Origin of the sequence: Frankia sp. CcI49 (genome assembly GCF_001983215.1) — a bacterium.
GTDB lineage: Bacteria > Actinomycetota > Actinomycetes > Frankiales > Frankiaceae > Parafrankia > Parafrankia irregularis.
This window is the reverse complement of record NZ_MOWP01000029.1, coordinates 30,864-44,177: the sequence shown is the minus strand read 5'-3', so window position 1 is coordinate 44,177 and position 13,314 is coordinate 30,864. Positions and strand designations below refer to the sequence as shown.

Annotated in this window: 13 protein-coding genes; 8 read left to right on the top strand and 5 right to left on the bottom strand. The window is 72.2% G+C overall.

What is annotated here, in order from left to right:
* Positions 1-194 precede the first annotated feature (194 nt).
* From CcI49_RS26370 to CcI49_RS26350, 5 genes are all read right to left on the bottom strand, one after another.
* Positions 195-599 (bottom strand): M67 family metallopeptidase, encoded by a 405-nt coding sequence (locus tag CcI49_RS26370; protein ID WP_054564566.1) that lies wholly within the window; start codon positions 597-599, stop codon positions 195-197.
* Positions 600-811: 212 nt separating this feature from the next.
* Entirely contained in the window at positions 812-1,351 is a 540-nt protein-coding gene (locus CcI49_RS26365) for a DUF2017 domain-containing protein (RefSeq protein ID WP_035953419.1), read from the bottom strand.
* A 230-nt stretch (positions 1,352-1,581) separates the two neighbouring features.
* Positions 1,582-1,872 (bottom strand): ATP-dependent Clp protease adapter ClpS, encoded by a 291-nt coding sequence (gene clpS, locus CcI49_RS26360; RefSeq protein WP_054564567.1) that lies wholly within the window; start codon positions 1,870-1,872, stop codon positions 1,582-1,584.
* Positions 1,873-2,041: 169 nt separating this feature from the next.
* On the bottom strand, positions 2,042-2,776 hold the full coding sequence (locus CcI49_RS26355; protein ID WP_076830322.1) for an NUDIX domain-containing protein: 735 nt from the start codon (positions 2,774-2,776) through the stop codon (positions 2,042-2,044).
* A 186-nt stretch (positions 2,777-2,962) separates the two neighbouring features.
* Positions 2,963-4,381 carry a nicotinate phosphoribosyltransferase gene (locus CcI49_RS26350; RefSeq protein WP_076830614.1) on the bottom strand — a complete coding sequence of 473 codons (1,419 nt, stop codon included), beginning with the start codon at positions 4,379-4,381 and terminating at the stop codon, positions 2,963-2,965.
* A 435-nt stretch (positions 4,382-4,816) separates the two neighbouring features.
* On the opposite strand from CcI49_RS26350, the gene CcI49_RS26345 reads away from it, so the two are divergent.
* From CcI49_RS26345 to CcI49_RS26310, 8 genes are all read left to right on the top strand, one after another.
* Positions 4,817-5,017 (top strand): hypothetical protein, encoded by a 201-nt coding sequence (locus CcI49_RS26345; protein WP_006543110.1) that lies wholly within the window; start codon positions 4,817-4,819, stop codon positions 5,015-5,017.
* 274 nt (positions 5,018-5,291) lie between these two features.
* Positions 5,292-6,764, top strand: a complete 1,473-nt coding sequence (locus CcI49_RS26340; RefSeq protein WP_054564570.1) for a helix-turn-helix transcriptional regulator — start codon at positions 5,292-5,294, stop codon at positions 6,762-6,764.
* 10 nt (positions 6,765-6,774) lie between these two features.
* Entirely contained in the window at positions 6,775-7,764 is a 990-nt protein-coding gene (locus CcI49_RS26335) for an NAD-dependent epimerase/dehydratase family protein (protein WP_054564571.1), read from the top strand.
* Between the two features lie 160 nt (positions 7,765-7,924).
* Positions 7,925-8,359 (top strand): hypothetical protein, encoded by a 435-nt coding sequence (locus CcI49_RS26330; protein ID WP_076830318.1) that lies wholly within the window; start codon positions 7,925-7,927, stop codon positions 8,357-8,359.
* Positions 8,360-8,744: 385 nt separating this feature from the next.
* Positions 8,745-9,209, top strand: a complete 465-nt coding sequence (locus CcI49_RS26325; RefSeq protein WP_054564573.1) for a hypothetical protein — start codon at positions 8,745-8,747, stop codon at positions 9,207-9,209.
* A gap of 89 nt (positions 9,210-9,298) precedes the next feature.
* Positions 9,299-11,566 carry an ABC transporter permease gene (locus tag CcI49_RS26320; RefSeq protein WP_076830314.1) on the top strand — a complete coding sequence of 756 codons (2,268 nt, stop codon included), beginning with the start codon at positions 9,299-9,301 and terminating at the stop codon, positions 11,564-11,566.
* On the top strand, positions 11,566-12,444 hold the full coding sequence (locus tag CcI49_RS26315) for an ABC transporter ATP-binding protein (RefSeq protein WP_054564575.1): 879 nt from the start codon (positions 11,566-11,568) through the stop codon (positions 12,442-12,444). Before CcI49_RS26320 ends, CcI49_RS26315 begins: the two co-directional genes overlap by 1 nt.
* On the top strand, positions 12,441-13,214 hold the full coding sequence (locus CcI49_RS26310) for an ATP-binding cassette domain-containing protein (RefSeq protein WP_076830309.1): 774 nt from the start codon (positions 12,441-12,443) through the stop codon (positions 13,212-13,214). Before CcI49_RS26315 ends, CcI49_RS26310 begins: the two co-directional genes overlap by 4 nt.
* The last annotated feature ends 100 nt before the right edge of the window (positions 13,215-13,314 follow it).

Here is a 13,314-nt window from a genome sequence, read left to right as displayed (position 1 = left end):
CTTCCTCGGTTACCGCTGGCGGATCCGCCGCGCGGCGAGCCGCCCACCGTGGGCGGCGTGACACGTCTGCTGCCCGCTTCCGGACAGCTGCTTGCGGACACGTCGGAATCCGACTCGGCCGGGTGCCCATGCTCGCAGGCCCCCGGACCGGATGCCCGAGCCGTCGCGTCCTCTGGGAGAACGTCACAGCGGGGTCAGAGGATTTCCACCTGCTCCTCAGTGACCTCGCCGTCCACGATCCGGAAGGATCGGAACTCGGCCGTCTCCGGATCCCGCGTCGACGCCAGCACGTAGTGCGCATCCGGGATGCTCGCCTGTGAGATGTCCGTCCGCGACGGGTAGGCCTCGGTGGCGGTGTGCGAGTGGTAGATCACCACGGGTTCCTCGTCGCGATCATCCATCTCCAGGAAGACCCGGAGCTTCTCCGCGTCGTCGAAACGGTAGTAGGTGGGCGAACGCTCGGCGTTGAGCATCGGGACGAACCGCTCCGGCCGGTCCGAGCCGATGGGACCGGCGATGAGCCCGCACGCCTCGTCTGGATGGTCACGGCGGGCGTGGGCGACGATCGCCTCGTAGTGGGTTCGGTCGATGCGCAGCACGCGACAACCGTACGACGCGGATGGGCCGGATCGGGCGTCCATGCGAACACACACCTGACCTCGGCCCGCCTGCAGCAGGTGGCGCCGCGTGAGCTGCGCCCCACTTCCGGTCCGGTCGCCGCACGAGCGCAGGCCGGAACAGGGCCGGCGCCGGGCCGGAACCAGAGCCGGAGCGAGGTCAGAGCGAGGTCAGAGCAAGGTCGGGAACAGGGTCAGAGCAGGGTCCGCGTCAGCTCGTCGAGCAGCTCGGTCAGGAAGCTGTAGACGGCGGCCATCGGAAGCCGCGGATCGTCCGGACTGAGCCGGTCGAGCTCCTCGGTCGACTCGTCGTCGGTGAGCCCGAGCCGGGTGCCGAGCACCAGCCGCAGGTCGTTGAGCACCGTCAGCCAGTCCTGGGCCGCGGCCTCGTCGAGCAGCAGGACGTCGCCGGGGGCCGGCACCGCGGCCAGCACCCGGGCGGCGGCGTCGCGTTTGTGAGCCAGCGCCTCGTCCGTCCGGCGGCGGCGGAAGTCGCCGGAGGCCATCGGGTCGTCCGGGTAGGGGTCGGGCAACAGCCGTGCCACCGCCGGGTCCTCCGGCGGTGGGGGCGCGGTGTCACGCAGGCCGACGAGCGCCTCCAGCGGATCGTCGACCGGCGGCGGCTGCAGCAGCCCGTCGACCTGCTCCAGCAGCTCGGTGAGCAGCGTCGACTCGAGCCGGGGAAGCCGCAGCTCGATCCCGGCACTCGTCCGCCGGAAACCGTTCACACGCATCCACCCCTGGGTCGTCGCTCGGATGGCCGCCAGCCGGGGAACGCGGTCACCCGCAGGCCGGGCCGACGGCACCGGCCGTCGCCAGCCTACGGCCCACAGCCACCGGGCTGTCACACCGACCGCACCGGCCACACCCACCGCACCGACCGCCACCCGGACCGCACCCGCCGCCCGGGCCGGCACCGCGAATCCGGGCGCGAACCCACGTGACAGCAACCCCGCAGCCACGCTCAGTCCTGCGCGATGGTGGCCCACAGGCCGTAGGTGTGCAGCCGCTCGGCGGCCGCCTCCATCTCCTCGCGGGTACCGGACGTGACCGTCGCCCGGCCCTTGTGATGGACGTCCAGCATGAGCTTCGTCGCCTTCCGCTCGCTGTAGCCGAAAAGCTTGCGGAAGACGTACGTCACGTACGACATGAGGTTGATCGGATCGTTCCAGACGATGGTGACCCAAAGACGTTCGTCCTCGGGGAGGTCTTCAACGTCCTCGACTTCGACCGGCGACACGGCGGTGACGGACACGAGGTCTATTGTTACCCCTCCCGCCCGCGGGCTCACGACCGCAGGCGCACTGCCGCGCCCTCCCGTCCCGCGCACCCGAAGAACTACAAACAGTACGGAACATCGCCCGGCCGACCGGTTCGGACGTCAGAACCGGGCGGAACGGCGGTCAGACCGGGCGGAACGGCGGTCAGACCGAGCGGCGCAGCAGTGGCGGGTGCAGGGCCGTCGCCGAACCGAGCCGGTACAGCTCGGCCGGGCGGCCGCCGCCCCGCGGGGAGGACCGTTGCCCGACCGCCACGACGAAACCCGGGGTGGAGAGCACCTTGCGCCGGAAGTTGGGTGGATCGAGCACTACGCCCCAGGCTGCCTCGTACACCCGGCGCAGGTCGGCCAGGGTGAACGGCTCCTCGCAGAACGCCGCCGCCAGCGGCGTGTACTCCAGCTTCCCGCGGGCCCGTTCCACCCCGTCCGCCACGATCTGCGGATGGTCGAAGGCCAGGGTCGGCCCGTCCGCGGAGCCGAGGTCCTCGACCGGCCACCACCGGGCGTGCTGCCCGTCCCGCCCGGTGGTGGGCTGCGGAAGGTTCGGCAGCAGTGCGAGGTAGGCGACGCTGACCACCCTGGTGCGCGGGTCCCGGTGCGGGCAGCCGTAGGTGCGCAGCTGTTCGAGGTGGCCGGTGGTCGTCACCCCGGTCTCCTCGGCGAGCTGGCGCCGCGCCGAGGAGTCGAGATCCTCGTCGGCTGCCACGAACCCGCCCGGCAGCGCCCAGGATCCGCAGAAGGGCTCGGTGGCCCGCTGGCTGACGAGGACGCACAGCCGCCCCGACCGCAGGGTCAGCAGCACGACGTCGACGCTCACGGCGACAGCCGGAATCGCGGCGGGAGCCGGAATCGCGGCGTTCGACGGCGGGTTCGTGGCCACCGGGCAAGTCTGGCCGCAGCGGTGGCGTGCCACCCCGGCGACCCTCCGACTGCGTGCTGGGCCCAAGCTGCCAACGCAACCGGCGTTGCTGCCGGGCAAGATCCGAGGATCATGGTCGCCGCAATGACCCGAATCCTCAACTCTTGCTGCCCGTGAGGTACGAAGATCCTCGACTCTTGCTGTCCGTCAGGAAACGGGTCGGGTTCCATCGCCCGCGACGACTACCGGCAGGCATGGCTGCCCGTAGCGGACGTCCCTGGCCGAGGCCGGCAGTGACGCCAGTGCCGCCCGGTGATGCTCCCGGGCGCCGGTGACACCGGCCGCGCCGACCAGGGTCTCGGCCACCACCGCGCCGGCCCGCATCAGCGGCACGAGCAGCGGCCGGTCCGCGGGGGCTGCTCGGGCCGCGGGATCCACGGCATCCGCGGGAGCCCCGCCGCGGGCCCGGGCCGCTCCCGGCCATTCGCCGCCCGGGATGATGACGTCGGCGACCGCCGATCCGTCCGGGCCGAAACGGCGCACGATCTCCTTGCGCCCGCCACGGGTGCCTTTGCCGATCGAGGTCTTGGCCACCGGGCGGCCATCGGCCTCGACCAGCTTGTAGACGAAGCCGGCGGTGGGCGCGCCCGAGCCGGTCACCAGGTGAGTGCCCACCCCGTAGCTGTCGACCGGCGCCGCGGCCAGGCGGGCGATCGCGTGCTCGTCCAGATCGCCGGTGACGACGATGCGGGTCGCCACCGCACCGAGCGCGTCGAGCTGGGCCCGGGCGGCGCGGGCGCCGGCGGCCAGGTCACCGCTGTCGATCCGGATCGCGCCGAGGCCGGTGCCCGCGGCAGCCACCGCGTTCGCGATGCCGGTGGTGATGTCGTAGGTGTCCACCAGCAGCGTGGTGCCGGCGCCGAGCGCGGCCACCTGGGCGGCGAAGGCGGCCGCCTCGTCGTCGTGGACCAGGGTGAAGGCATGCGCGCTGGTCCCGGCGCTGGGCACGCCGTAGCCGCGCGCCGCCTCCAGGTTGGACGTCCCGGCGAACCCGACGATGTAGGCCGCGCGGGCCGCTGCCACCGCGGCCTGCTCGTGGGTGCGCCGGCCACCCATCTCCAGGCAGGGCCGGTCTCCCGCGGCGGCGACCATGCGGGCGCCGGCCGCCGCGACCGCGCTGTCGTGGTTGAGCACGGACAGCACGAGCGTCTCCAGCAGAACGCACTCGGCGAACGTGCCCTCCACCACCAGGACAGGGGTTCCCGGCAGGAAGGGCTCCCCCTCCGCGAATCCGTGGATGTCGCCGCCGAACCGGTAGCCGGCCAGCCAGTCGACGGTCCGGTCGTCGACGACGCCGGTGGACCGCAGGTGCTCTGTCTCCTGCGGACCGAACCGGAACTGTTCGATGGCGGCGAGCAGGCGGCCCGTCCCGGCGAGGACGCCGAAGCGGCGGCCGGCCGGCAGGGAGCGGGTGAAGACCTCGAAGACCGCCCGGCGGCCGGCCATACCCGAGCGCAGGGCCGCCTGCAGCATGGTCAGCTCGTAGTGGTCGGTCAGCAACGCCGTGGACGTCGGAACCGTGGGCGTCGGAACCGCAGACGTGGCAGACGTCGGGACCGCGGGCATCGGGACCGTGGACGCGGGGCCTGTCGGCGCCGGGGCCGTGGACTGCGGAGCCGAGGACGTCGGGGCCGTGGGGGTCGGGACCGTGGACATCCGGACCAGGTTAGGGACGAGAGCCGCCTGGCGCACCACATCTCGACCGGGCCGCGAGCCGCCGCGCCGGGCGCCGGCCAGGCCGCCGACCGCGGCACCGGAGGCGGCACCTGGAGTGCGCGCCCTGGCATACCCAGCAACACGGCCGGGTATGCCTGAGAGCGGCTCGAAACACTCCTCAGGCTATGTGATTCACGACACAGGTCTCGTTAACGGAGCGTAACCAGGATCGCCCCATCAAGGCGCCCCGAAGCGCAACCAGGGCCTGGGATCGGCCTGTTACGCGCGATCTGGCCGGTACCCACTTAGTTACTGTCCCAAGAACCCCCGGTCCGTGAGATCGTCGTGCGCGTGGACCGAAGCTATGCCGGGGTTTTCCTCGTGGTTGTCGGCGGTGCGCTGCTCGCCCTGCTGGTCGCCGGGCGTCGCGCGGGAGGGAGCCTCGTCCGTGAGGTCTGGGGGCGAATGGGCCTGCTGCGCTGGGTGTTTGTACTGATCATCGTGGTGGTTTTCCTTGATCTGGCGGACGGGGCCGCCAATCGGTGATCACCAGCCGAGGGGCCGAAAGACTCCAGAAGTGCGCCCAATGGCCAAGACGTGGCACCCCGGGGTTTCCACCACGATCACCCGGTCCCGCGCCGGAACGTCGCACTGCGAGTTCACCCCGTCCCCACCCCAATAACAGCAGGTATCGGCGGCGTCGCAGTGCGCTATAAATGATGGATAATGCGCACAGTTCGATTTATGTGTTCACGCCCCTACATGCCTGACTCGTTATGCTCACTTCGCGTTACTCCGACGCCGGACGAGAGGACAGCGGGTGACTGGACAAACCTGGCTGTGGACCCCACCGCGGCCGACTCCAACAAGTGTTGGAATCGGGTCGCTGCTACGGGCGTACCGGCAGGCCCATGGCCTGACCCAGCAGCAACTCGCCGACCTTCTCGGCTTCGACCAGTCCTATGTGTCGAAGGTCGAGAGCGGTCGGCGGGCGATCCACGACATCTCCACGCTGCGCCACATCGCCCGCAACCTCGGACTGTCACCCGAGGACGTCGGACTCGCCCCCGGCGGTCTGGCCGACCGGCGTCGTGAGCCACCGCGCGGCTCGACAGTAGAGAAGGTGGCCGGCAGCCAGCGTGCCTGGCGGCTCACCCGCGACCACCTGAACCACCACCGGATCAGCCTGGCGCGCGCCGCCGCGCGGCTGTACCCGGAGACCTACCGCCTCGGCAACGGCCTGCTCGCCCGCCCCGGCTGGGTGTGGGACACCCCGGTCGACATCAACGACATCGGCCTGCGCTGGGAGGAGGCGGCCGGTGAGCCGGCGCTCACCGGTGCCGAGCCCGAGGCCGACGCGACCCGCCCGCTGGTCGGCGACGGTGGCGCGCAGTCCCGCTACCAGCGCTACACCCGGGCGATGCGCGACCTCGACCGGCCGACCCTCTTCGAGAACCGGCTGAGCTTCCGCCTGCTGGACGTCGCGGAGACCGCCGGCGCCGCCCCGACCCTCACGTTCGGGCACACCACGTACTTCGACGCGGTCGACGTCTGCGAGACCGTGGCGCACGAGACCGCCGCGGCCATGATGGGCGGCGAGCTGGCCTGGCCCGCGCTGCCGTTCCGCCGCCGCATCGGCGACCCGTTCGACCTGGCCGGCCGCGTCGCGCTGCCGTCCATCAACACCCTGACCATCCGCCTCGACCGGGGCAGCGCCAGCTTCGTGCTGCACCGCCGCAGCGCCGGCTCGGTGGCGACCGCGGGCGGGGTCTACCACGTGCTGCCCGCCGGGGTGTTCCAGCCGTCCGGCATCACGCCGTTCCACCACGACGCCGACTTCGACCTGTGGCGCAACGTCATGCGCGAGCTCAGCGAGGAGCTGCTCGGCAACGCCGAGCACGACGGCAGCTCGTCCCGGCCGATCGACTACGACAACGACGAGCCGTTCCGCTCCTTCGAACAGGCGCGCCGGGCCGGTGGCCTGCGGGTCTTCTGCTTCGGGATGGGCCTGGACGCCCTGACGCTGTTCGGTGAGATCCTCACCGTCCTCGTCGTGGAGGCCGACACGTTCGACTCGCTGTTCGCGGACATGGTCCGCACCAACGCCGAGGGATCGGTCGTGTCGACCGGACCGGGCCGCCAGGCGCATGAGGGAATCCCCTTCACCCAGGCCTCGCTGCGCCGGCTGGTGGACACCGAGCCGCTCGCTCCGTCCGCCGCGGCCTGCCTGGAGCTCGCCTGGCGGCACCGGGAGACCCTGCTGCCAGGCCTGCGCTCGCGGGCAGCGGTCTGATCAGGCCGCTGTGCGCATCCTCGTCACCGGCGCCTCGGGGTTCGTCGGCGGTGTGACCGCCGACCTGCTCTGCGCCGCCGGCCACCAGGTCACCGCCCTCGTTCGGGACGCGACAGCGCGGTCGCGGCTGTCGCGGATGGTCGAGGTGGTCCAGGCGGACCTCCTCGAACCGCGTCAGCTAGCCGCGGCCGGCGTCAGCCGCGGGTTCGACGGGGTGTGCCATCTGGCCGCGTTGACCCGGGTGCGGGAATCCCGCGAGACGCCGCTGCGGTACTTCGCCGCGAACGTCACCGGAACGATCAACCTGCTCGCGGCCCTCGATGCGGGCACTCGGGCGACCGGCGTGGCCCCCCGGTTCGTGTTCGGCTCCAGCTGCGCCGTCTACGGGGACGGTGGAACCTCACCGATCCCGGAGACCCGCGCCGCCGCGCCGACCAGTCCCTACGGAGCTTCAAAACTGGCGGCCGAGCAGGCCGTGGCCTATCAGGCCGCGACCGGGCGGCTCGGCGCGATCGTGCTGCGCTCGTTCAACGTGGCCGGTGCGGTCGGTTCGCACTCCGACCGCGACAGCAGCCGGATCATCCCGGCCGCGCTCGGGGTGGCCTCCGGGCGGCGGGACGCCTTCCGGGTGAACGGCGACGGCGCGTCGATCCGTGAGTACGTGCACGTGGTCGACATGGCCCGGGCCTATCTGACGGCACTGCGCGCGGTCGTGCCCGGCCAGTGCACGGTGTACAACGTCGGCTCCGGCGTCGGGGTGAGCGTGTCCGACGTGCTGGCGACGGTGGAGAGCGTGACGGGGCGGGACGTCCCGCGGGTGACCCTGCCCGCGGTGCCCGAACCGCGGGCGCTCATCGCCGACAGCACGCGGATCCGCGCCGAGCTCGGGTGGAACTCACCCTCCTCGACCATCGAGCGGATCGTCGCGGACGCCTGGCGCTCCACCGCCGTGCTCGAATCGGTCCCGGTCGGCCGGGCGGACGTCCCGATCGGCACCTGAGCACCTCAGCAGCCGAGCACCTGAGCACCTGAACGTCCGACCCGTCCGATTGCCCGGCGCGGGTTTCGTCGGTATGCCCGATCGGCCCGGGCCGGCGTGAAACGATGAGCCGACCAAAGCCGAGCCGACGAAGTCGAGCCGACCGAAGGAGAGGGCAGCGGTGGGTCGTCCCTTCCACGTCTATGACTACGAGGGCGAGCATCTGGGGGCGTTCCCGAGCTGGGAACGCGCCCACGAGTGGGCCCACCTGCAGGCCGTCCTGAACGGCGTGCCGACTCCGCTGGAGGTGGAGGACCGGTCCACCTCCAGCCGGCGCAGGGTGTGGGCGGACCGCTGCGAGCCGGTGGGGGCCGGCGCATCGAACCCGGGCGCCCCGGCCAGCACCGGCACCCATGCCCAGGTCCAGTCCGAGGCTCACATCGACGCCGAGACGGACCTGCTCGCCGCGGGGCGCTGTGCCGCGGTGCGGGCTCCGGTCTTCGCGCCGCCGCACCCCCGGCAGTCGACCGAGTACGCGGACGGTTTCGTCGCGGACGGAGTCCTCGCGGAGGGCGCGCACACCGCTCGCACCGACGCCGCCCGCATCGAGCGGTGACGATCTCGGGCCACCAGACGATCTCGGGCCACCACTTTCCGGCCACCCTCACCATGGGTGGCACACGGACTGCCCTCCGCCAGGAGAATTTTTTCCAACGCAACGTGACAGATTGCCGACCAAAGCGTGGCCCGGCAGGGCATGACAAGACGTTATAAAGCAGGTCATATCCTTCCAGGGAGGCATCCATCACGGCTGCCTCGTGCCCGGTCCTGCCTGGCCGGGAACTGCCCTCGCGCAACCTGACACTCCACCTGGTGAGCTGAGCACACTAATCTGGCGGCTGTCGTCGGGGATTCACCGCACTGCGAGGCACGTTCGACGTGCCTCGCAGTGAATCGGGGGCCGACGGGCACAGCCGAGACGCTCCTTGGGGGAGACGAAAGTGGACGAGCAGACCGCTGCCGCCGGCGGAGCGCGACCGACGTCGCGCCTCGTCGTCGATGTCGTGCGAGCGCTGCGGGGATGGGTGGTCGCCGCAGCCGGCGGCGTTCTTCTCCTCGGCTGCTACCTGGGCGTCTCCAAGGAGACGGACGTCGCGTACCAGCTCCCGTATGTGGTGTCAGGCGGCTTCGGCGGCCTGGCGCTGGTCCTCGTGGGCAGCGCCCTGCTGGTCGCCGACCGGGTGGACGCCAACCAGGCCACGCAGAACCGGCTCGCCGGCCAGGTCGACGACCTGCACACCCTGATCATCGCCGCCGCGGCCAGCGGAGCGGCCGACTCCGAGGCCGCCGACGTACCCGCGCCCGCCGCCCAGGGGCACGACGTCCCGGGCCACGGCGCACCGGGCCAGCCGTTCGTGGCCCAGACGAGCTCCGCCTCCGCGGCCGTCTCCGGCCAGCGGTTCTGAGCCGGCCCCGGACGACACCATGGGCACCGTCGACCCGGGCGCGGGGCCGCTGACCGGCCCGTCCCCGGCACCTCCCGCGGAGTGAGCGGATGACCAGTATCGATCTCGCGCTCACCGCCATCTCGCTCGGGGCGATCGCGGCCCTGTCCGGTATCGGCGTGCTGGTCACCTACCGGACCAACGGCGTTCTCAACTTCGCCCAGGGCGGCATCGCCACCCTGGTCGCCTATGTGTTCCGCGAGATGGTCGTCGAGTGGGGCCTGCCGATCTGGCTGGCCGCGGTCCTCGCGCTCGCGGTGCTCTCCCCCGGCATCGGCCTGCTGCTGGAACGGCTCGTCTTCCGCCCGCTGGCCCGCCGCCGTGCCTCGGCCGCGGAGTCGCTGGTCGCCAGCCTCGGCGTCCTCGTGCTCACCCTCGGTATGACCGCGGGCATCTGGGGCCTCGGCTCCCGCGGCGACGCACCGAGCATCTTCCCTGCGGACACCGTCAAGATCGGTGACACCCGGGTCGGCGTGGACGCCCTCGCCGAGCTGGCGATGGTCGTCGTGTTCTGCGTCGTCCTCGGCATCCTCGGCGCGAAGACGAAGTTCGGCCGCCAGGTGCGGGCCGTCGTCGACGACCGGCAGCTCGCCGAGCTCTCCGGGGTGCCCGCGGACAAGGTGGCGGCGGCCGGCTGGGCGCTGGGCACCACGATGGCCGGGCTCACCGGCATCCTGCTGGCGCCGCAGTTCCGGCTCACCCCCTACGGTCTGACCCTGCTGGTCCTGGAGACGTTCGCGGTCGTGGTGGCCGCCCGGCTGGCGAGCCTGCCGGTGGCGGTGCTCACCGCACTCGGGATCGCCGTCGCGCAGAGCGAGCTCAAGCAGGTCACCCTGGACGGCGACGCGGGAACGGTCCTCACCGTCCTGCAGTCGAACCTGTTCATCGTCATGCTGCTGGTCCTGCTCCTCGTCGTGCCCAGGCTGCGCGAGCTCGGCAACGGCGACTCGGGCTCCACCGGGAGCTTCTCCAGCCGGGGCGCGCCGCCGTCGGGCCCGGTGAGCCGGGATGAGGCCCGCCGCGACGTCCTCGGCAAGCTCGGCGGCGCCGCGCTGCTGATGGCGCCGATGACCTTCGCCCCGGCCGACCTGCGCTCGGCGTTCATGGTCCCGGCGCTGGCACTGATCTTCCTGTCGCTGGTGATCCTCACCGGGTACAGCGGCCAGCTCTCCCTCGGCGTCGCCGGCTACGCGGGGCTGGGCTCCCTGTTCACCCTGAAGCTCGCCAACGGTGACCTGTTCGGCCTGCCGGCCGTCCCCGGCATCTGGGCCATGTTCCTCGGCGCGATCATGGTCGCACCGATCGGACTGATCACCGGCTGGCCGGCCATCCGCCGGCGCGGCCTGGTCCTGGCGCTGACGACCTTCGCCGTCGGCGCGGTCGTGAGCCGCTTCGTCTTCGAGCAGCCGGACTTCGCCTCCGGCCTGTACGTGGACCCGCTGGAGCTCTTCGGCGCCGAGCTGGGCGACAAGGCCTTCTACCTCTTCGAGCTGTTCTGCCTCGGCCTCGGCCTGCTGGTCGTCCGCAGCCTGCACCATGGCCGGATCGGCCGGGCGCTGCTGGCGGTACGTGACCACTCCGAAGGTGCCGCGGCCGTCGGTGTGGACGTCCGCAGCCTCAAGCTGCTCGCCTTCACCATCTCCTCGGCGGTGGCCGGCCTCGGCGGCGCGCTGCTCACCTTCAGCGCGTCGTCGTTCTCCACCGACGACTTCGCCCCGATGCAGAGCCTGCTGTGGTTCACGGCGGTGGTCGTCTTCGGCGCGGACAGCGCCGCCGGCGCCATCATCGCGGCCGGCTTCATCGTCGCCATCGACGTGCTCGCCCCGGCCGGCTCGTCGATCCTCGCGGTCGGCATCCTCGCACTCTCGCTCGGCTGGCTGCCAGGCGGGCTCGCCTCCGCGGTCCGGGGCGGCATCGCGTGGGTCGCCCGGGTGCTGGCGGACGAGTTCGTGCCCTCGGCGCACACCACCCACGCCGCGGCCAACCGGCTGACCCGGGCCGGCGGGGCCGTGCCGGGCATAGCCGGCGCGGCCGGCGCCACCCGGCACGGGGCCGCCGGATCCAGCGCGTCCGGCGGGTCCGGCGGGTCCGGCGGGTCCGGCGACAGCATTCGGATCGTGCTGCCCGCCGGTGCGCCCAGGCCCACCCCGCTCGGCGAGACGCTGCTCATCGCGGTCGCGAACCACAYGGCCCGCAGCGGGCTGACCCTCGACATGCTCCCCAGCGCGCGGGCGGGCGAGGCGGACTCCGTCGAACGCCAGGGCCTCTCCGGGCCGCGGCCACACCTGCCCGCAGTTCCGGTTGAGAGGGGTGCCTGATGAGCCGCAACGACCTGTCGGCGCGTGGCCTCGTCCGCCGCTACGGCGGCCTCACCGCCGTCGAGGACGTCGACATGGACGTCCCCAGCGGCCAGATCACCGGCCTCATCGGACCGAACGGCGCCGGCAAGTCCACCCTGTTCAGCCTGCTCACCGGGGTGGAGCAGCCCGACGAGGGCAAGGTCCTCCTCGGCCAGCGCAACATCACCAGGATGAGCCCGGACGCCCGGTCCCGACGCGGGCTGGTGCAGACCTTCCAGGTGCCGTCGCTGTTCCCCAGCCTCACCGTGGCGGACAACCTGCTCGTCGCCGCCGAGAACCGGCGCCGCGACTACGCCGGCGACCTGCTCGGGTTCAGGGCACGCGGGCGCAGCGGCGCGCTGCAGATCGTCGACGACGTCCTGACCTCCCTGCAGCTGGAAGACGTCCGGGAGAGCATCGCCGGCACCCTGCCAACCGGTGCGCTGCGGCTCGTCGAGTTCGCCCGCGCCCTGTGCGCACGCCCCGACGTGCTGCTCCTCGACGAGCCCGCCAGCGGGCTGGACGCGGCCGAGACCGAACGGTTCTCGGCGCTGGTCCGCCGGATCGCCGACGACGGAGTGGCGATCCTGCTCGTCGACCACGACGTCGACCTCGTCTTCAAGGTCGTCGACCGGGTGTATGCCATGGTCGGCGGCCGGGTCGTGGCGGAAGGCGCACCCGCGGCCGTGCGCGCGGACCCGACCGTGCAGTCGGTGTACCTGGCGCAGGGTCCGCTGACCTCGAAGAACACGGGTGCCTCGCCGTCGGGCGGGCCGTCAGGGGGCGGACCGCCCGCGGACAGCCCGCCGACCGGCGGTCCGCCCGCCGTGGCCGTGTCGTCTGGAGAGCTTCGTTGACCGCCAACCCCGCCGCGATCGGCGACACCCACACGGCCGTCGACCCGAACGGCGCGCCCACGGCCGAAGCGGGCCTGCCCGCCGTCGAGCTGCGGCTGGAGAACGCCCGGGCCGGCTACCGGACCATCGAGGTCCTGCACGGCATCGACATGGCCATCCCCTCGGGGGCGGTGACCGCGCTGCTCGGCGCGAACGGTGCCGGCAAGAGCACGACGCTGCGCACCATCGCCGGGCTCATCCCCCTGCGCGGCGGCTCGCTGACCTGGCGCGGTGAGCAGATCACGAAGATGACCACGACGAACCGGGCGAAGCGTGGGCTGATGCTCGTCCCGGACGAGCGGGCCGTGTTCGCGACCCTGTCCGTCCGCGACAACCTGCAGATCATCRCCGAGGCCAGCGGTCACCCCGACATCACCCCCGCGCTGGAGGCGTTCCCCCGGCTACAGGAGCGCCTGAGCCAGCGGGCCGGCTCCATGTCCGGCGGTGAGCGGCGCATGCTGGCCCTCGCCCGCGCGCTGCTCGCCCGCCCGTCGGTGCTCATGGTGGACGAGCTGTCGCTGGGTCTTTCCCCGAAGGTCGCGAGCGAGCTGTTCGCCTGGCTCGGGACGGTCGCCGACGCGGGTACGACCGTGATCCTCGCCGACCAGTACACCGAGGAGGCGCTCGCCCTGGCCGACATGGTGTACGTCCTGCATCGCGGCGAGATCACCTTCGCCGGTACGCCGGCGGAGCTCGGCGCCAGCGAGCTGCTGGCCGCCAGCGCTCCCTAGGGCCGAAGGGCGCCAGCAGTCACTCAGCCTGAGGCTCAGGCCTCAGGCTGCAGGCCTGGCCTCTGACAAGATCTGAGGATCCTGGTCGTGCTCACGACAA